Genomic DNA, 20291 nt, shown 5'->3' with positions numbered 1-20291 from the left:
AAAAGTGTTGACGCGATTTGTGGCGGGGATTATGAAGAAGTAAAGAAGTGTAGTCTAGCAAGATGTGTTAGTTAAAATAAAGATAAAAGAGAGAGCAGAATGATCATGACAACATATTTATAAGCGGGCCTTAACGATTGGCTTTCTAAAGAATGATTCTTGACATCTACAGTTATAAACCCAAGCAAAATGATGACTAAGACATTTGTGATGATATCCTTTATTGATGCTAGACCCGAAAACAGGGTTAACAGTAAGACGATGGTCATGATGACCAATATCGAAATCGGTATATACTCCGGTCTAAACCTTGGGGCGTTTTGCAAGTCGATCAGCCTCTCTTTTAGTGGGTTATATTTATTGATCTCCAATAGGATTAATATGGAAAAAGTGATAGAATAAGCGTATCATAAGCCTCACTCGTTGTGAATGAATAGCGTTAACTAATCACCGCACTTTCAGCTGTATTTTCTGTCGGATGTCTGAGCAACTGAAGCTAGGCCACTCACCTGGAATGACTCACATTAAATTAGTATGCGAGACCCCCCTTCTTTAGCGCCCATGAGAGTAGGTGATCCAAATGAAACCCCCATTAGAAATCTTTGAGCAACATAACATCCAGTACGATTGGAAGACACTGTATGCAGGATTAATATTGGAACGAATAGAAGAGCGAGCCATTGTTGACTATGCCGTTGATTATCTAACCGCCCATCCGGATACAAACAATCCCCACATCATTGAACTCGCATGGGGAGGAGAGGAGATCGATTACGAGAAATTACTGGCTCTCATCACAGGCCATTCATGGACTTATGATCGGAGCGTAGAATCCGATGAGTGGAGCATAGAGAGCAGGAAATGGAGATTTGGCTTGCTGGTCACCCTCAGCATGGAGGATCAAGAGGATCGTGACCTCCTTGAGAAGGTGGCCGGAGTATATGCCGATTTTCATTATCCAGAAGAGATGGAAGCCTTCATCCACTATCTCCCGCCAAGCCAAGATACCGGTTCATTGCCTGACTCTATAGAACGACCTGTATCCGGTTTGATGGATGAATTCCGACGGTTTTTAAGAAGTGAGCAGCAATATTTGCAAAACCGTGGGACACACTGACCTTGTAAGCATTTGGATCAAAACACGCGGTAACCATAGTACGAAAAGAAAGGAAGCTGCGGCTCAACGCCTGCAGCTTCCTTTCTTCGCATCCCGCATGACTCTCTTCAATCCGGTCCCCCGGAAGATGGAGGTCTTCGAATCGTCATTGGTGACATAGATCTCTCCATACGACTGTTCGTCTTTGAAGCCGATGAGTTCATAGGTAAGGGTCTTCTTATTCTGAATTACCATCATCTTGGTCCATTGTGGTTTTTTGACGATGATCGATCACCTCCGTGGGAAATGGATTGCTTGCGATTATGTAGGTTCATTGGTCTCTTCATGAATGGATCGGGTAATGTCTTGATTCAACTGGTCTATGCTGATTTCCATTGCGCTGGTTATCAAATAGAGAGTGTAGGAACTGGGGAGTCGTTCGTTGTTCTCAATTTTGCTGATCACGGTTTCGCTTAGACCTGCCTTTTCCTCCAGTTCATCCTGGGTCATGCCAATCTCAATCCTCTTATTCCTAAGATGAATACCTAGATATTTCTTATATAAATCACGTTCTGGCAAAGGTTACGCCCCTTTTTACAACCATTATCAAGTTGCACAAAGAAGGCCGGAACAGACAGAACGTCAAGTTCTTACAATTATAGGGAATGTAACGAAGTTTTTTTTGAGAGAGGATGCTTTGATTGGCATATTCACCACTTATGAAGTTTTTTTTGAGAGAGGATGCTTTGATTGGCATATTCACCACTTATAAGGAAGTTGGGCATAAAAAGGTCCACCCTCAGTTAATCAAGGGCAGACCCTATATTTATTCCAATCTCAAATGGTCATCTTTCACCCAATAGGTTAATGTTCCATCTTCTTCAATCTGATATCTCAAGTCGGCCTTTTGTAACCCTTCAATGAGAAGTGGACGCAATTCACTTATTTTTTGGTTACTTTCTTCTATGTAGGTTGATAACACTTCAGATTTATAGGCATTTATAGCATCAGAGGAGATGAGGTAGTTGACGGCAGCTTGCCTGATAATACATTCTTCAATCGTTTTTTCATGAAGCTGTTTAAAGTTTCGGGGAGGATCCAGATTCATGAGCTTTTGATAATTTTGGGAGAGTGTAACATCGGCTTCGTTGAGCTCCAATGACAAGGTTGAAAGGTTACCGTTATTCTTTTTCAGTTTATTTATCAGCTGCTTGAAACTTTGATCACTGGAACTATAGTATTGCTCCCGTTGTTCCAAGTAACTTCGTATCTTTTGGTCGTGATGAATCGTGACTTCATTGTAGATCTTCATGGGAAGTCCACTGGCAAACAAGGCCAGGAGTATAAGTCCTACAAAGCCCCACGTTAATTTGGGTGTTTTTTTCTTTTTGGGTCGATATTGATCATTTCTCCAGTAGTCTCTTTCAGCTATAGGCATCAATGTCTCATCCTTTCAATAAACACTAGTAAAATACTCCTTATACGCTACCGTATTATTACATATTATTAACCCGAATTCTTGCATGACATCAAAAAATGGTATGGGGCTTTAGGTTGGATGAATTTTTATATAGGTAAACCTTTATAATAAACTTATGGATTTATGATGTCATAACCCAAAACATGATTTTAGAAGACTATGGAGAGAAGTATCTTTATTCCAGCCTGCCGCGATTTATTCCATAATTATGGTAAGCTAAGTATAGTAGTAGTATAAAAGGAAGGAGCTTTTAAATGCCAACATACAACAAATTAGTTAGAGATAAAATTCCTCAAATTATTAAGGATAGCGGGGAGCAACCTATTACCAAAATTCTTGGTGAAGAGGACTACATAAAATACTTAAAAGAGAAAAGTTATGAAGAGCTAGACGAGTATTGCTCGGCTGAAACAAATGAAGAGGCTGTTGAGGAGTTAGCTGATTTATTAGAGATTATGCATGCACTTGCTAAACATAATGGCTCCTCGATTGAAGAGGTGGAAGCAGTTCGTAAAGAGAAAGCTACAAAACGCGGGGGATTCCAAGAAAAGATATTTTTAATAGAGGTTAAGGAGTAAGATATGAGTTCCATTTCGCTAATTACCTCCCAATTGGGAAAGCAATTACAAGATAGATTATTGATGGGTAAGACCATTTATATAATCACTTCTTTTTCAATGAAATCTGGTGTGAGGTTACTTGGGAATGCATTGAAAATCGCAGCAGAACAAGGTGCAGATATTAAGATCTTAACAGGTGACTATTTATATATAACTCAACCTCTTGCACTAAGAAATTTAATTTCAATTCATCCATCTATAGAGGTCCGTTTATGGAGGAGTAGGGGTGTTAGTTTTCACCCGAAGGCTTACTTAATTGAAACCCAAAAACATGATCATTTTTTTATTGGGTCATCTAATTTGTCTGCCTCCGCTATGAAAAATGGGGTCGAGTGGAATGTATTAATTAATGACGATAAGCCTGTATTTGAAGAAGGAACAAAGGAGTTCTTGCGATTATTCTATGACGAACAAACGATCCCTGTTAATAATAAAAGCGTACAGCTTTATGAAGCAGATTACGAGCAATATCATCAAAAGCATCCAAATCTGGCTACCCAATGGACGAAACAAGAAGAAGTAGACATGATGCTGCCGAAAGAGGAAGAAGAAAAATCAACACAAGTGATCATAGACCCACCTGTGCCTTATGGGAAGGTTCAACCTCGTTTTGCCCAAATAGAAGCACTAGAAGAGTTAGAAAAAAGCTTTGAAGAAGGATATTCCAAATCGTTAGTGGTTATGGCGACAGGTTTAGGTAAAACATATCTCGCTGCTTTTTTTGCGAAAAAATTTAAGCGAGTGTTATTCGTTGCTCATAGAGAAGAAATACTGAAGCAAGCAGAGAAATCGTTCAAAATGGTAAATCCACAGATCACAACGGGCCTTTACAATGGAGTAGAAAAAGTAAGTGAGGCGGAAGCTGTATTTGCGTCTATATTCACTCTAAGTAGGCAAAAGCATATGAAGCGGTTTAACCCCAATGATTTTGATCTGATTGTTATGGATGAATTTCACCATGCTGCCGCAAATACTTATCAGAGTGTATTAAACTACTTTGATCCCTCTTTCCTCCTAGGTATCACAGCAACTCCAGATCGAAATGACAATAGGGATATTTATGCTATATGCGAAGGGAATTTGGCTTATCGTATTGATTTTCTTCAAGCGATCAATCAAGGATGGTTATCTCCTTTTCATTACTATGGTGTATATGATGATACTGATTACTCGCAACTTACTTGGCTTGGGTCAAGGTATGATGAGGAAGAGCTTTTAGCAGTACAAATGAGAGATAGCCTTGCTCAGAAAACAATCGGGGCCTGGGAAAAGCATAAGCAAAAAAGATCTCTTGTATTCTGTTCATCCATACGGCAGGCAGAGTTTTTATCGCACCATTTTAATGAAAAAGGTTACAATACGACTGCTCTTACTTCTAAAGCAAATAGTATAAGTCGTTCCCAAGTTATTAATCAGTTGGAAGAAGGTATAATAGACGCCATTTTCACAGTAGATCTATTTAATGAAGGTGTTGATATTCCGTCCGTTGATACGCTTTTATTTGTGCGCCCTACAGAATCATTAACAGTCTTTACTCAGCAAATAGGCCGCGGCCTTAGGATTCATCCTAATAAAGACCAATGTGTCGTCATTGATTTGATTGGTAACTACAGAAATGCAGATATAAAAATGTCCTTATTTGATCAAAGTAGTGAAAGAGGAAAACCTTTGGGTACTATTCCCTCCACACCAGCAAACTGCTCATTAAATTTAGAAATGAAAGTTATAGACCTTTTAACCGAGATGGCACTAAAACGACAGCCTAGGAAAGAACAATTGAAAAATGCATTCGACGAGCTAAAATATGAACTTGGTAGAAGGCCATCTTATCTTGAGCTCCATCTCAAAGGAAGAATGGGCGCTAAAGCATATTATGAAGAATGGAAATCGTATCATCGTTTCCTCTATGAAGTAGGGGAGCTAAGTGGAAAAGAACAAGAGGTATTTCTCCATCATGAGGGTTGGTTAAAGGAAGTGGAGAAGACAGGTATGAGTAGGAGCTACAAAATGGTTCTCTTGAAAGCCATGCTGGAAAGAGGACCTGCTAATTGGTTTGCTTCAATTACCGCTAATGAAGTTGCTCCCTTCTTTCACTGGTACTTAACAAGTGAAGAATATAGAAAGCGTATTGACTTTTCTGGTAAATCCCATAAGGGAATGTGGGAGTATAACGAGAAAAAGATCACCGGGTTAATTGAAAAAATGCCAATGACAAAGTGGAGTGGAAGCTCTAAGGGGCTAATCTCATTTGAAAATGGTGAATTTACTATAGCTTTGGAAACAAAGAAGGCTTCAGAAATAGCATTATATGAATTTACTAAAGAGATTTGTGAGTATAGATTGCATGCGTATTTTCAAAGAAAAGCAGCTACTACTGAGGTGTTGCACCTTCACTAATCTATGATATGATTTCACCTATGATCATGCTTTATATGCCAGGAGGATAATTATGAAGAAAGATATACATGTAGTTGGAGCTGTTATATTTAGAGACGGAAAAATACTCTGTGCACAAAGAGGGAACGATAAATCATTGCCTTTGCTGTGGGAATTTCCGGGTGGTAAAATTGAAAAAGGTGAAACTGCTAAGCAGGCTTTACTAAGAGAAATTCAAGAAGAAATGAAGGTTTCAATTGTAGTTAATGAACAAATTGAACATACAGTTTATGAGTATGACTTTGGTATAGTTCATTTAACAACATTTGCTTGTGAGTTGATTAACGAAGAGCCAACCTTGACAGAGCATGCAGCGATAAAATGGTTAACGCCTGATGAACTACATTTGCTGGAATGGGCCCCAGCAGATGTACCTGCTATTGAAAAACTAGCTGAAATTTATGCATAGGTAAAAAGCTACCCGATTTGGGTAGCTTTTTTAGTTTGGAATCATTTACATCGCAGGATAATAATATTACACTTTTACTATAATAATGGAAAAGAATGGTGACCTAATGACTAATTTTGTTGAACAATTACAGGAGTCAATTTATAAGGGTTTTATTGATGAAGCACATGGAAAGTCTACGAGGTATAAGCCACAACTTCTCATAAATAATAGTAAAAACAATGATACTATTCTCTACTCGATCTTAGAGGAACTTAAACACAGTGAAGATTTCTTCTTTTCCGTGGCATTTATAACTGAAAGCGGCTTAGCTACTTTAAAAGCTCTGCTTTGGGATCTAAAGTTGAGGGGAGTAAAGGGAAGAATACTTACTTCAACTTTTCTTCAGTTTAATCAACCAAAAGTGTTTAGAGAGCTTCTGAAAATTTCCAATCTTGAAGTTCGGTTAACTGATCTTAAAGGATTCCACGCAAAGGGATATATATTTAAACAGCCAACTCATTACTCTTTAATTGTAGGTAGTTCAAACCTAACTGCGCAGGCACTCAAAGCAAATTATGAGTGGAATGTGAAATTGAATTCTCATGAAAATGGGGAAATCATTCGCCATTTTATAACTCAATTTGAGGAAGTATGGTTTGAGGCAGCCCCATTGTCTGACTCTTGGATTACTGCATATGAAAAATCATATAAAGCGACAACATTCCCTGAAATACATAAACTTATTGAACATCCTAGTCAATATGAAATAAATACTCTAGAAACTGCATTAGCTATACAACCTAACAAAATGCAAGCAGCCGCGTTAGATAGTATTGAACAGGTTAGAGGGGAAGGGAATAAAAAAGCTTTGGTAATCTCTGCGACTGGTACGGGTAAAACCTATCTATCTGCATTTGATGTTAGACGATTTGCACCGAAGAGAATGTTATTTATTGTTCATCGTGAACAAATTCTTCAAAAGGCAAAAACAGATTATAGGAAAGTCTTGGGCGGAGCGGATCGTGATTTTGGAATTCTTTCTGGTACCACCAAAGCAAGAGATGCTAAATACCTATTTGCAACGATTCAAACACTATCAAAGGATAATGTACTTAATCAATTTGATCCTACGGAATTTGATTACATTCTTATCGATGAAGTACATAAAGCTGGAGCTAAGTCTTATTCAAAAGTTATCGATTATTTTAAGCCTGAATTCTTGATGGGGATGACTGCTACTCCAGAAAGAACGGATGATATTAATATTTACTCTCTCTTTGATTACAACATTGCCTATGAGATAAGGCTACAGGAGGCTTTAGAGGAGGATATGCTCTGTCCATTTCACTATTTTGGGGTGACTGATTTTGAATTGAACGGTCAACTAGTAGATGATACCTCGATTCTGACAAATCTAATTACTACCGAAAGAGTAGATCATGTTTTAGAAAAAGTGAATTACTATGGTTATTCCGGGGATAAAGTGAAGGGACTTATTTTTTGTAGTAGAACGGATGAAGCATTAGAACTGTCTAAAACATTAAATAGTAGAGGCCTGAGAACTGCTGCTCTTATAGGCAAACATAGTTCGGAGGAACGTCTTAAAAAAGTTTCAGAGTTGGAAAATGATAAATTGGACTACATCATTACCGTAGATATATTTAATGAAGGAATTGATATTCCATGTATAAATCAGGTGGTTATGCTCAGACAAACGCAGTCTAGTATCATCTTTATTCAGCAACTAGGTAGAGGATTAAGGAAACATGATGATAAAGAGTATGTAACGGTTATTGATTTTATAGGGAATTATAAGAACAATTATTTAATCCCTGTTGCTCTTTCTGGTGATCGTACACAAAACAAAGATAATATCAGACGTAAAACAAAGGATCCTAGTTTTATTAAGGGCGTTTCGACAATAAATTTTGAAGAAATAGCAAAGAAACAAATTTTTAATTCTATAAATAATACAAAATTAACTTCTTTCAAAATTCTTCGGGATGCCTATGTGGAGCTGAAAAATAAAATTGGAAGAATTCCTTATCTACATGATTTTGTTCTTCAACATTCTCTTGATCCTTGCGTGATTGTAAATGAAACAAAAACAAATTACTACCATTTCTTAATGAGAGTACAAGAAGAGGTTCCAAAATTAACTGAGTACGAGTGTAAAGTGTTAACCATGCTGTCACAAGAAGTTTTAAATGGGAAAAGAAAGCATGAAATTATGTTAATTAAATCCCTGCTCATAAATAAGGGTGTCACAAAAAAAGAATGGAAAGATATCTTAGCTCGCGAAGGGTGCCTTTTTAAGGAAGAAACACTTGCTTCAGTTGAGAGAATTCTAGATTTAACTTTCTTTACACAAGCAGCAAAGAAAAAATATGGAGAAGTACCACTAGTAGTCAATGACGATCATAAATATAGATTTAATGATCGATTATCATCACTTATAGAAAAAAATAGTTATTTTAAATTTTTGATTGAAGACATTATAAAGTGTGCTGAAAATAAAACGTTGGAATATGATTGCTCTAAAAAACTTACTTTATACCAAAAATATTCACGTAAAGATGCATGTAAGTTGCTTAATTGGAACACCGATGAGAGTTCTACAATGTATGGGTATAAACCTAAATTCAATACGTGCCCAATCTTTGTGACTTATCATAAAAATGAAAATGTGGAATCAAGTGTGAATTACGGAGACGAATTCCTTAGTCCGAATGTGTTTAAATGGTATTCACGTAGTAATAGGACACTGAGTTCCCAAGAAGTTCAGAAGATCATTAACGCAAAAAAAATAGGTTTGGAACTCCACTTTTTTATAAAGAAAGATGATGATGAAGGCACTGATTTCTATTACCTAGGAGAAGTACTGCCTGAAGATAATAGTGTGGAACAAACTACTATGAAAGATAAAAAAGCAAGTGATCTCCCTGTAGTGTGTATGAACATGCTTTTTGAACATGAAGTGGAGGGTGCATTGTATCATTATCTAATTGAAGAATAATTCAAAGAAGAGGAGTTATTTTTTATAATAGCTTCTCTTATTATTTCTGAAAATGCATAGAGGTCATCAATATTCTAAGAACAAAATTAACGATTGAATTATTAGAAATTATAGAATTTTATGTATATAAACCTAATGATTGGTATAATTATCTTACATACTTAAAATGAGGAGTTGAGTACCATGGAAGATTTTAAACAGAAAATCAAAAATTTATCTAGTCGAATAGAAAAGGTTAGAGAGAGTATCCATACGGAAGAAGCGACAAAGACATCATTGATCCTACCTCTAATTCAAGCTTTAGGATATGATGTGTTTAATCCAGAAGAACTGGTTCCTGAATATATTGCAGATGTAGGCATTAAGAAAGGCGAAAAGATTGACTATGCCATCATGAAAAATGAGGAGCCTGTAATTCTTATTGAGGCGAAGAGCGTGACGGAAATTCTTACAAAACATGATTCTCAACTTTTTAGATATTTCGGCACAACCAAAGCTAAGTTTGCCATATTATCAAATGGAATTGAATATAAGTTCTTTACAGATCTTGAAGAGCAAAACAAAATGGATCAGAAACCTTTCTTCACTATTAATATGCTGGATTTAAAGGATATTGATATATTGGAACTTGCAAAGTTTCGAAAAAGTGACTTTGATGTAGTTAATGTATTAACCACAGCTTCTGAGCTGAAATACACAGGTGAAATAAAGCAGTATATTAACGCGCAAGTTGAAAACCCTTCAGAAGATTTTGTAAAAGTAGTCATTAACGATATTTATCAGGGCGTTAAAACAAAAAAAGTCTTAGATAATTTCAGAGAATTGGTTAAAAAGTCATTAAATCAGTATATAAATGAAAAGGTTAATGATAAGTTGCAAAAAGCATTATATACCTCAAGCGAAAATAATTTGGGTGAGCCAACTGTGAACTCTGCAATAGATATAGAAAAAGAAAAGTTAGAGCATGAGGTTGAGGTTGAAAAAGAAGATAATGAAATTCATACTACTGAAGAAGAAATTGAGGGGTATGTATTAGTAAAGCTAATCCTTAAAGAGGAAATTGATCCAGCGAGGGTCTATTACCGCGACAATAAGAGCTATTTCAATGTTCTTTTGGACAATAATATCCGAAGATGGGTTTGTCGACTTGGGTTTAATAATGCCAACAAATATATGCAGCTAAACAATGAGGACAAAACAACGATAAAAATTGATTCGGTTAATGATATCCTGGTTCACAAAGATAAGTTACTTGAAGTAGCAAAATCGTTTGATTTAGCAGCTAGTAAATAGAGTAGATAATCTAGTTTTTAGCAAGCAAGGCGCTACCTTGCTTGCTTTTTTCACTTCATAGTACTACTAATCTCAAAGCCACTGAAATAAAAATTCACCTTTTCCACCATCTCCTCCTTATTCTCAGCAAACTGCCGATGTCGATGCCCGTTCCCTCCAGAAGGATGGGGGAAGCCGTCCAAGATGCACGCGGCGTCGATCAGACCTTGTTCCGATAGATAGGCAAGGGCCTTGGAGACATTCACCCCGAGAGGAACGATCAGCGGATTGTCCATATGTTCCATTTCTTTAGGGAACGATTGAAGGATGTAGTCTCGCAGCAGATCTGTTTTCACTATGTTCGGTGTAGATCCACTGTAGTTCTTCCCATTATAGAAGACCGGATAGGGAAGGACGGAGGTGGTTTGGACCAGGTGGCTATGTGATCCGAATAACTCGCTGGTGCTAGTGATCCCCAGGTGAGCGGGGAGGTTGAGTTCATCGAGCATGGTGATGAGGTTCTTCCTCATGGGCCCTTCGAAGCTTGAGTTCTTTTTGACCTCGTGGAGGATTTCGTCGTCTGTGAGGGTTGATTCTCTCAGGTTCCATACCGTCTCGAACGACTTTTTCATCTGGTGGAGGCCGGGGGTGATCCCGACGATGACGACCTTTGCATTGGTATTTAGATGCTCAAATGGAGCATAGTAGATTTCGAGTTTTTTCTTTGGGTCTTTTTCCAGCAGGAATGGTTCAACCAATAGGGCTTCTTGTGTTGGTGAAGGTAATGATTGAATGGTTGCTTTATAGCGGTTGAACTTTGAGTAGGGCGCAATGGACATTTCTATTCCTCCTGTTAACTGAATCTACGTATAGTATACACTATCTGGAAAAGAGGTTTTGCTTGAAGAAGGGGTAGTGCCTTCAAGAAGGAATAATATTTTGAAAATTCTCTCTGAAATGGGTACGATAGAATATAGATAAAAAAAGGAGGCTACCCCATGAACCAAGCTCTCATTCAACCGGACGATTACATAACCCTGTGGGGAATCATCGTCGTATGGGCTTCCGTCAGCATCTTCCTCGAACAGCGCTATAGCTGGGCGGCGAAGATATCGGGAGCCATCATTGCCCTGGTGGGTGCGATCATACTATCGAATACGGGGGTGATCCCGACGGAGTCACCGGTGTATGATGCCGTGTGGACGTTCATCATTCCCCTTGCGATTCCGCTGCTGCTCTTCCATGTGAACTTCAAGAAGGTGTGGAAGGAGAGCGGGCGGCTGCTCATTCTGTTCTTGATCAGTTCCGTCGGGACGGTGGCGGGGACGATCATCAGTTTCTTCTTATTGAAGGATCACATTCCCTACCTTGATAAGCTAGGTGCGATGCTCAGTGCCTCGTATGTCGGGGGAGGGGTGAACTTTGCCGCCATGGCCGCGAAGTTCGCACCGCCGGGAGAAATGGTCTCGTCTGCGGTGGTGGCGGATAATCTGATGATGGCCATCTACTTCATCGTGCTGATGACGATTCCGACCATGGGCTTCTTCAGGAAGCGATTCCGTGCACCCCATGTGGAAAAGGTGGAAAACGGGGGCATGAAGGAAGACGGCAAGACGCTTGCCGAAGGATTCTGGTCGCGGAAGGAAATGTCCCTCAAGGATATAGCCCTATCGGTCGGGACCGCCTTCCTGCTTGTCGTGGTGTCATTCAAGATCGCCGAACTATTTGCCGGGCTCATCCCGTCCGGAGAGGATGCGTCCTTCTTCCTGAATCTGATGAACGGGCTGTTAGGGGATAAGTACCTCATGCTCACGACCCTGACCTTCCTAGCACTGGCCCTGTTCCCGAAGTACTTCGACTCGATCAACGGCAGCCAGGAGATCGGGACGTTCCTCATTTACCTGTTCTTTGTCGTGATTGGCATACCGGCTTCGATTCCGTTGATCATTCAGAATGCTCCGCTGCTCCTTGTGTTTGTCCTCATCATCGTCATCCTCAACCTGGGCATTTCACTCGGTGCAGGGAAACTATTGAAGTATGATCTTGAAGAGATCCTCCTAGCCAGCAACGCAAACGTCGGAGGCCCGACGACGGCTGCCGCCATGGCGATTGCTAAGGGATGGAAGGATTTGATTGGGCCAATCCTTGTGGTTGGTACCTTGGGGTATATCATCGGGAATTATGTTGGGACGACGCTTGGGTTGTGGTTTGCTGGGTTTATGTGATGGCTGTTGCTTGATCCGCGGACGATCGACTTTAATAGAAAGCTAAGAAGCAAGCTGCCCAATCGGTAGCTTGCTTCTTAGCTTGCATAGGAAAACCCCCTTCTATCAAGGAGGGGGTCTACTAGTTACAGACTACTAGCTCGTCTGTGCTTGGTGTTAGTCAATTTCAATGCTGATAGTCTGGTCACTGACTTCAACGTTTTCAGCTCCTGAAAAGGATACATTCAAGTCATACACGCCAGGCTCTAACAGATTGGTATCAATACTGATGGGATAGATCAATTCATCCTGTTGCGTTAAGGTGGTGGTCTCACCTTTTTCTCGATTCGGGATCTCGGCCTTAACGGTGTTTTCAGGATAGGATTCCTTCCCGTTATCATCGACTGCACCAAAGGCATACCCGATATCCTTTATCAAACCGAACTGGATCGTGTGGTCACCCTTTTCAATGGGCTTAACCATGAACTCATATGTTTGGATCCCATCTTCGTTTGAAACCTGTTCAAGGCTGGATTCCAGTTTCACCGTCTTTTCATCAAGTAGGTTGAGTATAATAAAAGCCATTATGCAAACTCCAATTAACGTAAGTATGGCACTAACCCCTTTTTTCAATTTCCTCCACCACTTTTCTATCATTGATTTGAATAGGGGCTACGTATTCTTTTAACTTTCAACAAACTGCTCATCATCACTCATTATCTTCTTGAACTGCAACACCTCATCCCCATAACGGAGCACGATTCGTGAGGACAGCCATCCATTTTTTAACTGGATGTCTCGTTGCATGGATATCACCATCTTAGAATTCATTTTAGTCAAAGACACATATGTTGATCATAACTGGCCCAATCATCTAATCGGTCGACGGGTCTTGAAGATCCATAGGAACCCAAGGAATAGGATCCCTGCTGTCAACCCGATGAAAACGAGGATATGAATGCTGTCGAGATTGTAGTCGCTCCCCGGGTTCCATGCACGTCGAAGGACGCTTGCGATCAGCCACGTGACGAAAGCGGAGAAGTGGAAGGCCAGGACTTGAGCGAAGATCTTGATTTTCACAGCGGCCTTTTGCTTCTCAAGTTCGGTATGGAAGAAGTCGAACTGCTGTGGGTTCGTTTTCCGTACGAATTTCGCCCCAATTACCGAGAGGGCGTATACGAGGATGTTGACTCCAATCAGAATCAGATAATCCTGGATGGTTCCGAAGCTATCTGCGGTGCCATCAATAGAATAGTGGATGGGAACGGTCAGGTCGTCGGAGGTTGAAGAGATGATCAGGATGGCACCCATCTGAAAGAGAAGGGTCATGCTGAAGAGGACATGCAGGACGATTGAGGCTGTTTTGATTCGGATCACCTTCCTAATTAGAGATTGTAAGGCGTTGTTACTTAGCTGCCATTCTTTCAATTTTTCCTACCCACTAGATACATGAGAAAGAAGCCCAGTGTAATGCCGCCGCTCCACAGGAGTATGTATGTCATGTCATGCTTACCGATAATGGATAGGGCCAGGAATACTATGATGCCGACAGTGAATGGGAAATACCAGAGGTCCATCGGCTCACTCCTTTTACATATTTTTGAAGAAGGTGTTTGATGAATCTATACCCGACTGGTGGGGGAGTATTCCCATTTGAGTTTTTCATTGGTCTTGCGTCGATTCTGAGTATCTATTATAACATTATTTTCCTTTTTTGTTTGTTTGATTCGGGTATAAAGGTTATGGATTTTTAGATGGGCCCCTGTGTGAAGCGTTGGTCCGTTGGGATCTAAGGTGTAGAAGCATCATCATAGGACTTTATATTTTTGCAACTGGATAGGATCTTATAAAGAGGACATTCTCACTTGCAAAGGGAATTATATAAGTGAAAGGCGGTGTTTGAGTTGAGAATATTGATTGCTCAACCTACGTTAGAAAATGGATTAATCCAATTGAAGTCCGAGCTGGACCATAACCAGGAAATCGATCTTGTTTTGTTTCCGGAAGGTTATTTCACTCATGAATGGATCGAAGAAGTCAGTTCCATGGCACGCATACATAAGACGTATATTGTCTCGGGGTATCGAGATATCAATCATAAGGATCGGGCGTTTATTGTAAACCCTCTAGGGGATATCGTGTTGGACCGAGCGAAAACACCGGAAAATGAGACATTATATACTCCTTCAAAAATGCAGGATGACGATTTGAAAATAGGCTATGTGCTTTGCCGTGAGATCTTCATGGGTCTTGAAGATTTGGATTCTGACCCAACCGATATCATCTTTAATCCGATCGGGGTTGGAATGTTCAGTGAAGAGCAATTCATCGAGTGGACGACAGAGGCGAAGAAAATTGCGATTGAACAAAAAGCATTTGTGATCGGTGCCAGCCACGCTGATGGCTCGTATCGGAATTGCGGATTCTCTATTCCAGTAGCCTTTTGCTTCGATAGGGAGGGGAATGAAGTCTTGGTTTCGAAAAATGATGTGCGGACCAGGGTCTTGGATATAGACTTGAATAAGGTTGGCATCATGTAACACACTCTTGTCACCCATGCGCACAGCAAAAAAACGGATCCAATCGGGTCCGTTTTTTTGCTGTGTGCATGTGGAGATATCTTTATACTGTTCGGCACTGCATTTGTCATATCTTTATAGATTCCGATCCAACAAACTCCCCATCTGCCTCGCCACCACTTCTGCAGGCTCAGCAAGTCCCTGGTGATCCAGGCTTCCACCATCTCAACTGGAGTGGGGGCTGCTGGTTAAATCAGCTGGTTCAAAAACGTACTTGCGTCACTGTTGAATTTCCATACCACGCCGAAGCGGTCCTTCACCATGCCGAAGCTTGATGACCACGGAACGGACGAGAGGGGCATGAGGATGGTCCCTCCTTGAGACAGATGGTCGAAATACGTTTGGTTCAGATCAGGATCGCCGTCGATCAGGCTGATGATCACATTGGTTCCTCGAGTGATGGGACCCGTGACTGATTGCATGGACGGAAGAACGTCGGAGATCATGATGGTGTTTCCAGAGAAGTCGAGTCGCGACTCCATGATCATGGTTTGTTCTTCGGCCGGTAACGGGGGATCTTGAGGGATTGCACCGAAGGTCACTTGTTGGACTATTCCCTGCAGGGCTTTTTCGTAAAATGTGAGTGCTTCCTGTGCCTGGCCGTTGAATTGAAGATAAACGATTGATTTCATTGTGTGTTGCCTCCTTTATGGGTCTACCGGTAGTATAATGAGTGAAAGGTGACAACTATATGTCGCCATTTGGAGGGCGTTATGCAAAAAATTGAGCGATTGATTTCGATTGTGATGTTGCTTCTGCAGAGGGAGCGGATATCTGCCACTAAGCTGAGTCGGCTTTTCGGGGTCACGAAGCGAACGATCCAGCGCGATATGGACACCCTGACCTATGCGAATATACCGGTCTATGCCATGCACGGGCGGGAGGGTGGATACGGATTGATGGGAGAATATAAATTTGATAAGCGGTTGTTGACCCACAGGGACATTGAGCATATCGTCGTGGCCTTGGATGGATTCGGTCAGCTGTCATCGAATGAAGAGGTTCAACAAACAATCGCGAAGATCAAGGGGATGAGTCATATCGATCTTACTCCCACCCTCTTCATGACCTTTTCTGATAGGGTGGGTCAGAGCGGATTGAACGAGGAACTCTCTACTCTGATGGACGCCATTAAAAACCACTGGCTAATTGAATTTGATTACGTGGATCAGAAAGGGGCCATCAGCCGCCGAACCGTGGAGCCTTATCATCTGAAGCTCCATGAGATGAAATGGTATGTGGCCGGGTACAGTATGGAGCGTGAGGATCACCGGACGTTCAAGGTGACAAGGATGACGGATCTCAAGATAAAGGGCTCGTTTACACCACGGCCCCAATCTTCTGCAGGAACTGGCATGGAACAGCCACCGATGATGTCTATGATGGTGAAAGCCGAAATCGATATTAGTGTCAGGGATCAATTCATTGAGCGGTTTGGAAAGCAGTCCGTCGTGCACGCTGGTGGAAGGACATATGAAGCCACGATGGAACTGCCTGAGAATCACTTTGCTTATCAGTTTCTGGCGGGGTTTGGGAATAAGGTGAGGATCGTGGAACCGGAACAGTACGTGGAGAAATATAAAGGGTTTCTAGAAGAAGCGTTGAGGATGTATCAATGAGGAAAAAGGCTGCCGAGTGGCAGCCTTTTTTACGTGTTTCCTTAGAGATTCCGGTCCAACAAACTCCCCATCTGCCTCGCCACCACTTCAGCAGGCTCCGCAAGCCCCCCGGTGATCCACGCTTCCACAATTTCGACGATGGCCGCCCCGAAGAATCGCAGGACGATTTCACGGCTCAAACCTTCATTCAATCCTGTTGCTGTATCGACGTCGGCTTCGAGTTCCTCGATGACGAAGGTGAGGAAGCTTGTGCGGAAGGTCGGGGCTCCTTTGCTGGATAAGATCGTGGTGAAGAAAGCCTCGTTCTGCTGGAAGTACTCGAACCAGATCAGGTTTCCTTCCTCGAAGCTGAGGTCGGCGGCGCCCCGGCAAAGGACACGGAGCTCATGGATGTGCTCGTCGATGAGGCGGTCCAGGATATCGAATTTGTCGAGGTAGTGATCATAGATGGTCCGGCGGCCGACGTTGGCGCGGTCGGAGATGTCCTGGATGGTAAGGTAGTCGAAGCCTTTCTCCGCCATGAGCCCGATGAAGGCGTGTTTGATGGCGTCCTGTGTTTTCTGGACCCTGCGGTCGATCTTGGTCATATGGGTGACTCCTTTTCTGATGTCGTACAATGTGGCCGCATTCGTGCGAAAACGCACAGATCAAGAGGTTTTGATCATTGAAGAACGGGCTGTGTCGTTTTATATTATACACAGATGTGCGGTATCGTAGCAATATGCGATTTCGCATGTGGATGTTAGAGAATGGTTGGACCAATAGATGATATGACTAAAAAGGAGACGATTACATGTTCAACGAAACAAGCAGATTATCAAACGGCATCGAGATTCCGAAGCTCGGTCTCGGCACGTGGCTCTTGGATGACGAGCAGGCGTCACAAGCGGTGCAAGATGCAATCGCCATCGGGTACCGTCATATCGACACGGCTCAGGCATATGAAAATGAAGCGGGCGTCGGCGAAGGAGTCCGCCTGAGCGGTGTCGCGCGGGAAGAGCTCTTCATCACCTCCAAGGTGGCGGGGGAAGCGAAATCGTATGAAGCGGTTTCCGCGTCCATCAACGAATCCCTGAATAAGCTCGGGATGGACTATATCGACCTCATGATCGTCCACAGTCCGCAGCCTTGGGCGGAGTTCCGTGAAGAACAGCGGTATTTCGAGGAAAACGTGGACGTATGGAGGGCGCTTGAAGATGCGTATGAAACAGGGAAGGTGAAGGCGATCGGCCTATCGAACTTCCTTCAGGATGATGTGGAGAACATCCTGGCCCATGCCAAGGTCAAGCCGATGGTCAATCAGATCCTCGCGCATGTCAGCCACACGCCGACGGAGCTCATCGAGTTCTGTCAGGAGAACGGAATCCTCGTGGAAGCTTATTCCCCGATTGCCCACGGTGCGGTCCTCGACCACGGCGAAGTGAAGGCAATTGCCGACGGCTACGGGGTGAGTGTGGCTCAGCTCTGCCTGCGCTATGACCTCCAGCTCGGGATGGTGGTCATTCCGAAGACGGCGAACCCGGATCATATGAAGAACAATGCGGACCTTGATTTTGTCATCAGCGACCGTGACATGGACGCCTTGAAGCGCGTGGAAAGCCTCGAGAGCTACGGGGAGCATGATTTCTTCCCGGTATTCAATAAAAAGTAAGGAGGGAGTGCCTTATGGCAAAGCATAACGTGTTGAAAAACGGGGGCGTCTTCCCGATTGGAGAGAAGAATGATGCATATACCCAGTATTTTATCGGGCAGAGCTACCTGAAAGGCCTGGTCGCCGATCCCGTAGTGAATGTCGGCGTCGGGAACGTCACGTTCGAACCGGGCTGCCGGAACAACTGGCACATCCACCGGGGCGGCTATCAGATCCTCCTCGTCACCGGAGGAGAAGGCTGGTACCAAGAAGAAGGGAAGGAAGCGCAATGCCTGAAAACGGGTGATGTGATTGTCACCCATGACGGAGTCAAGCACTGGCACGGGGCGACGAAGGACAGCTGGTTCTCCCATGTGGCCATCACAGCCGGGACACCGGAATGGCTGGAACCTGTGTCCGATGAATGGTATGGATCTCTATGACAAAACGAGCTTGCCCTTTTAGGGACAAGCTCGTTTTTAGGTGGACTGGACTTCCTTATACCACTTACCCGGATTCGTATCATCAGGAATTTTTTTCGTCAGGATCTCATGGTAGTGCCGGGCTTTTTCCTCCATGAAGTCGACGCGTTCACGGGCTTCCTTCAGCTGTTCATGGGCGATGGCGCGCTGCTTCTCGATGATGGCATAGCGCTCTTCGATGTTGTCGTGCCCTTCCAGGCAGAGGTCGACGTAGGCTTTGATGTCTTCGACGCTCATCCCGCACTGCTTCAGGTATTTGATGCCGGTGAGCCAGCTGATGGACTCTTCATCGAAGAGGCGTTTGTTATGTTCATCGCGCTTCAGACTCGGGACGAGGCCCTTGTCGGTGTAGAAGCGGATGGTGTGCTCGGTCAAATCCAGGAGCCTGGATACTTCTTTGACGGTCAGCAACATAATCCCTCCATATGTATACGATTTGCCTTCGTGTTACTCGAAGGTGGTAACGTAAGGATAGCCCATCCGATTTGATTTGTAAACAATGAGGGTTGGGGCTTGCCTTCGAGTAACTCGAAGGGATTAGAATGAAAGTGATCAACCACATATAGGAGGAATCAACCATGAAGAATGTGACATTATCCAACGGAGTCGAGATGCCGATCTTAGGTTTCGGCGTCTATCAAGTAAGGGATCTTGAAGAATGCGAGCGCGTCGTGAGCGAGGCGATCGAAGTCGGGTACCGCTCCATCGACACGGCCCAGGCGTACGGGAATGAAGAGGCCGTCGGCAATGCCGTGAAGAAAAGCGGACTGCCACGGGAAGAGTTCTTCCTCACCACCAAGGTGTGGATCTCGAACGCGGGCTACGAGAAGGCAAAGGCATCCATCGACGAATCCCTTCGCCTGCTGCAGACGGATTACATCGATCTTCTGCTGATCCATCAGCCGTTCAACGACTACTACGGCACCTACCGCGCCATGGAGGAATACTACAAGGCCGGCAAGCTGAAAGCAATCGGCGTGAGCAACTTCTACCCGGACCGCTTCATCGACATCGCCGAATTCAGTGAGATCACCCCGATGGTCAACCAATTGGAGACCCACGTCTTCAACCAACAGCAGAAACCACAGGAGATCATGAAGAAATACGGCACCCAGATCGAATCATGGGGACCATTTGCCGAAGGAAAGAACGACTTCTTCACCAACGAAACGCTCCGGGCAGTCGGTCAACCATACGGCAAAACCCCTGCCCAAGTAGCACTCCGCTACCTGATCCAGCGCGACGTCGTCGTCATTCCGAAGACCGTCACCAAAGAACGCATGATCCAGAACTTCGATGTGTTCGACTTTGAACTGTCTAAAGAGGATATGGAGAAGATTGCAGGGCTTGATCAGAAGGAGTCGCTGTTCTTCGATCATACTGATCCTGAAACGGTGGAGATGTTTGTGAATTACGGGAAATGAGATGAAGAAAAGCTTCTTGGAGAATGGACGGTTGGTCCGTTT

Annotated in this window: 22 protein-coding genes; 12 read left to right on the top strand and 10 right to left on the bottom strand. The window is 43.0% G+C overall.

What is annotated here, in order from left to right; translation table 11 throughout:
- Positions 1–580: 580 nt before the first annotated feature.
- Positions 581–1117, top strand: coding sequence for a DUF2247 family protein (locus tag ACNA6I_RS13385; RefSeq protein WP_416313514.1), 537 nt, complete (start codon positions 581–583; stop codon positions 1115–1117).
- Between the two features lie 63 nt (positions 1118–1180).
- On the opposite strand, the gene ACNA6I_RS13380 is transcribed toward ACNA6I_RS13385, so the two are convergent.
- The 3 genes from ACNA6I_RS13380 to ACNA6I_RS13370 all read right to left on the bottom strand — a co-directional run bounded on the left by ACNA6I_RS13380 (position 1181) and on the right by ACNA6I_RS13370 (position 2534).
- Positions 1181–1354: a hypothetical protein gene (locus ACNA6I_RS13380; RefSeq protein WP_156183394.1), complete on the bottom strand. Its 174-nt coding sequence runs from the start codon at positions 1352–1354 to the stop codon at positions 1181–1183.
- Positions 1355–1417: 63 nt separating this feature from the next.
- A complete protein-coding gene (locus ACNA6I_RS13375; RefSeq protein WP_048015954.1) occupies positions 1418–1675 on the bottom strand; it encodes a helix-turn-helix domain-containing protein in 258 nt (85 codons plus the stop codon).
- Positions 1676–1922: 247 nt separating this feature from the next.
- A complete protein-coding gene (locus ACNA6I_RS13370) occupies positions 1923–2534 on the bottom strand; it encodes a hypothetical protein (RefSeq protein ID WP_416313513.1) in 612 nt (203 codons plus the stop codon).
- 296 nt (positions 2535–2830) lie between these two features.
- Between ACNA6I_RS13370 and ACNA6I_RS13365 the strand changes: the two genes are divergently transcribed.
- From ACNA6I_RS13365 to ACNA6I_RS13345, 5 genes are all read left to right on the top strand, one after another.
- Complete coding sequence (locus ACNA6I_RS13365) at positions 2831–3154, top strand: nucleoside triphosphate pyrophosphohydrolase (protein ID WP_048015956.1); 324 nt, start codon at positions 2831–2833, stop codon at positions 3152–3154.
- Positions 3155–3157: 3 nt separating this feature from the next.
- A complete protein-coding gene (locus tag ACNA6I_RS13360) occupies positions 3158–5593 on the top strand; it encodes a DEAD/DEAH box helicase family protein (RefSeq protein ID WP_416313512.1) in 2436 nt (811 codons plus the stop codon).
- A 52-nt stretch (positions 5594–5645) separates the two neighbouring features.
- Positions 5646–6041: a (deoxy)nucleoside triphosphate pyrophosphohydrolase gene (locus tag ACNA6I_RS13355; RefSeq protein ID WP_048015958.1), complete on the top strand. Its 396-nt coding sequence runs from the start codon at positions 5646–5648 to the stop codon at positions 6039–6041.
- 106 nt (positions 6042–6147) lie between these two features.
- Complete coding sequence (locus tag ACNA6I_RS13350) at positions 6148–9039, top strand: DUF3427 domain-containing protein (protein ID WP_416313766.1); 2892 nt, start codon at positions 6148–6150, stop codon at positions 9037–9039.
- A gap of 183 nt (positions 9040–9222) precedes the next feature.
- Positions 9223–10332 (top strand): type I restriction endonuclease, encoded by a 1110-nt coding sequence (locus tag ACNA6I_RS13345; RefSeq protein WP_252265961.1) that lies wholly within the window; start codon positions 9223–9225, stop codon positions 10330–10332.
- Between the two features lie 50 nt (positions 10333–10382).
- On the opposite strand, the gene ACNA6I_RS13340 is transcribed toward ACNA6I_RS13345, so the two are convergent.
- A complete protein-coding gene (locus tag ACNA6I_RS13340; RefSeq protein WP_416313511.1) occupies positions 10383–11150 on the bottom strand; it encodes a hypothetical protein in 768 nt (255 codons plus the stop codon).
- Between the two features lie 159 nt (positions 11151–11309).
- Between ACNA6I_RS13340 and ACNA6I_RS13335 the strand changes: the two genes are divergently transcribed.
- Positions 11310–12536, top strand: a complete 1227-nt coding sequence (locus ACNA6I_RS13335; RefSeq protein WP_416313510.1) for a DUF819 domain-containing protein — start codon at positions 11310–11312, stop codon at positions 12534–12536.
- A gap of 156 nt (positions 12537–12692) precedes the next feature.
- Here ACNA6I_RS13335 and ACNA6I_RS13330 read toward each other — a convergent pair whose 3' ends face one another.
- The 3 genes from ACNA6I_RS13330 to ACNA6I_RS13320 all read right to left on the bottom strand — a co-directional run bounded on the left by ACNA6I_RS13330 (position 12693) and on the right by ACNA6I_RS13320 (position 14092).
- Entirely contained in the window at positions 12693–13100 is a 408-nt protein-coding gene (locus ACNA6I_RS13330; protein ID WP_416313509.1) for a hypothetical protein, read from the bottom strand.
- A 285-nt stretch (positions 13101–13385) separates the two neighbouring features.
- On the bottom strand, positions 13386–13892 hold the full coding sequence (locus tag ACNA6I_RS13325; RefSeq protein WP_416313508.1) for a hypothetical protein: 507 nt from the start codon (positions 13890–13892) through the stop codon (positions 13386–13388).
- A 47-nt stretch (positions 13893–13939) separates the two neighbouring features.
- Positions 13940–14092, bottom strand: coding sequence for a hypothetical protein (locus ACNA6I_RS13320; RefSeq protein WP_416313507.1), 153 nt, complete (start codon positions 14090–14092; stop codon positions 13940–13942).
- A 318-nt stretch (positions 14093–14410) separates the two neighbouring features.
- On the opposite strand from ACNA6I_RS13320, the gene ACNA6I_RS13315 reads away from it, so the two are divergent.
- Positions 14411–15055, top strand: a complete 645-nt coding sequence (locus ACNA6I_RS13315) for a hypothetical protein (RefSeq protein WP_416313506.1) — start codon at positions 14411–14413, stop codon at positions 15053–15055.
- Between the two features lie 227 nt (positions 15056–15282).
- Here the strand turns inward: ACNA6I_RS13315 and ACNA6I_RS13310 are convergent, their stop codons facing one another.
- Positions 15283–15726 carry a VOC family protein gene (locus tag ACNA6I_RS13310; protein ID WP_416313505.1) on the bottom strand — a complete coding sequence of 148 codons (444 nt, stop codon included), beginning with the start codon at positions 15724–15726 and terminating at the stop codon, positions 15283–15285.
- Between the two features lie 81 nt (positions 15727–15807).
- Here ACNA6I_RS13310 and ACNA6I_RS13305 point away from each other — a divergent pair, with 81 nt between their 5' ends.
- Positions 15808–16713, top strand: a complete 906-nt coding sequence (locus tag ACNA6I_RS13305) for a helix-turn-helix transcriptional regulator (protein WP_416313504.1) — start codon at positions 15808–15810, stop codon at positions 16711–16713.
- A gap of 41 nt (positions 16714–16754) precedes the next feature.
- Here ACNA6I_RS13305 and ACNA6I_RS13300 read toward each other — a convergent pair whose 3' ends face one another.
- The gene (locus tag ACNA6I_RS13300; RefSeq protein WP_416313503.1) at positions 16755–17300 is read right to left on the bottom strand and encodes a TetR/AcrR family transcriptional regulator; all 546 of its coding nucleotides are present in this window, start codon (positions 17298–17300) and stop codon (positions 16755–16757) included.
- 206 nt (positions 17301–17506) lie between these two features.
- Here ACNA6I_RS13300 and ACNA6I_RS13295 point away from each other — a divergent pair, with 206 nt between their 5' ends.
- Both ACNA6I_RS13295 and ACNA6I_RS13290 read left to right on the top strand, forming a co-directional pair.
- Positions 17507–18364 carry an aldo/keto reductase gene (locus ACNA6I_RS13295; RefSeq protein WP_416313502.1) on the top strand — a complete coding sequence of 286 codons (858 nt, stop codon included), beginning with the start codon at positions 17507–17509 and terminating at the stop codon, positions 18362–18364.
- Positions 18365–18378: 14 nt separating this feature from the next.
- On the top strand, positions 18379–18786 hold the full coding sequence (locus ACNA6I_RS13290) for a cupin domain-containing protein (RefSeq protein ID WP_416313501.1): 408 nt from the start codon (positions 18379–18381) through the stop codon (positions 18784–18786).
- Positions 18787–18822: 36 nt separating this feature from the next.
- Here ACNA6I_RS13290 and ACNA6I_RS13285 read toward each other — a convergent pair whose 3' ends face one another.
- Positions 18823–19239: a MerR family transcriptional regulator gene (locus tag ACNA6I_RS13285; protein ID WP_416313500.1), complete on the bottom strand. Its 417-nt coding sequence runs from the start codon at positions 19237–19239 to the stop codon at positions 18823–18825.
- 164 nt (positions 19240–19403) lie between these two features.
- Here ACNA6I_RS13285 and ACNA6I_RS13280 point away from each other — a divergent pair, with 164 nt between their 5' ends.
- A complete protein-coding gene (locus ACNA6I_RS13280) occupies positions 19404–20249 on the top strand; it encodes an aldo/keto reductase (RefSeq protein ID WP_416313499.1) in 846 nt (281 codons plus the stop codon).
- Positions 20250–20291 lie beyond the last annotated feature (42 nt).

Origin of the sequence: Rossellomorea sp. FS2, assembly GCF_047915635.1 — a bacterium.
Lineage (GTDB): Bacteria > Bacillota > Bacilli > Bacillales > Bacillaceae_B > Rossellomorea > Rossellomorea marisflavi_A.
The sequence above is the reverse complement of the archived record's forward strand: the minus strand, read 5'-3'. Positions and strand labels throughout refer to the sequence as shown.

Bases quoted from the DNA above. Each gene is read 5' to 3' on its own strand.
- ACNA6I_RS13385 (WP_416313514.1), top strand. From the start codon at position 581: ATGAAACCCCCATTAGAAATCTTTGAGCAACATAACATCCAGTACGAT.
- ACNA6I_RS13380 (WP_156183394.1), bottom strand. From the start codon at position 1,354: ATGATGGTAATTCAGAATAAGAAGACCCTTACCTATGAACTCATCGGC.
- ACNA6I_RS13370 (WP_416313513.1), bottom strand. From the start codon at position 2,534: ATGCCTATAGCTGAAAGAGACTACTGGAGAAATGATCAATATCGACCC.
- ACNA6I_RS13365 (WP_048015956.1), top strand. From the start codon at position 2,831: ATGCCAACATACAACAAATTAGTTAGAGATAAAATTCCTCAAATTATT.
- ACNA6I_RS13360 (WP_416313512.1), top strand. From the start codon at position 3,158: ATGAGTTCCATTTCGCTAATTACCTCCCAATTGGGAAAGCAATTACAA.
- ACNA6I_RS13355 (WP_048015958.1), top strand. From the start codon at position 5,646: ATGAAGAAAGATATACATGTAGTTGGAGCTGTTATATTTAGAGACGGA.
- ACNA6I_RS13350 (WP_416313766.1), top strand. From the start codon at position 6,148: ATGACTAATTTTGTTGAACAATTACAGGAGTCAATTTATAAGGGTTTT.
- ACNA6I_RS13345 (WP_252265961.1), top strand. From the start codon at position 9,223: ATGGAAGATTTTAAACAGAAAATCAAAAATTTATCTAGTCGAATAGAA.
- ACNA6I_RS13340 (WP_416313511.1), bottom strand. From the start codon at position 11,150: ATGTCCATTGCGCCCTACTCAAAGTTCAACCGCTATAAAGCAACCATT.
- ACNA6I_RS13335 (WP_416313510.1), top strand. From the start codon at position 11,310: ATGAACCAAGCTCTCATTCAACCGGACGATTACATAACCCTGTGGGGA.
- ACNA6I_RS13330 (WP_416313509.1), bottom strand. From the start codon at position 13,100: ATGGCTTTTATTATACTCAACCTACTTGATGAAAAGACGGTGAAACTG.
- ACNA6I_RS13320 (WP_416313507.1), bottom strand. From the start codon at position 14,092: ATGGACCTCTGGTATTTCCCATTCACTGTCGGCATCATAGTATTCCTG.
- ACNA6I_RS13310 (WP_416313505.1), bottom strand. From the start codon at position 15,726: ATGAAATCAATCGTTTATCTTCAATTCAACGGCCAGGCACAGGAAGCA.
- ACNA6I_RS13305 (WP_416313504.1), top strand. From the start codon at position 15,808: ATGCAAAAAATTGAGCGATTGATTTCGATTGTGATGTTGCTTCTGCAG.
- ACNA6I_RS13300 (WP_416313503.1), bottom strand. From the start codon at position 17,300: ATGACCAAGATCGACCGCAGGGTCCAGAAAACACAGGACGCCATCAAA.
- ACNA6I_RS13295 (WP_416313502.1), top strand. From the start codon at position 17,507: ATGTTCAACGAAACAAGCAGATTATCAAACGGCATCGAGATTCCGAAG.
- ACNA6I_RS13290 (WP_416313501.1), top strand. From the start codon at position 18,379: ATGGCAAAGCATAACGTGTTGAAAAACGGGGGCGTCTTCCCGATTGGA.
- ACNA6I_RS13285 (WP_416313500.1), bottom strand. From the start codon at position 19,239: ATGTTGCTGACCGTCAAAGAAGTATCCAGGCTCCTGGATTTGACCGAG.
- ACNA6I_RS13280 (WP_416313499.1), top strand. From the start codon at position 19,404: ATGAAGAATGTGACATTATCCAACGGAGTCGAGATGCCGATCTTAGGT.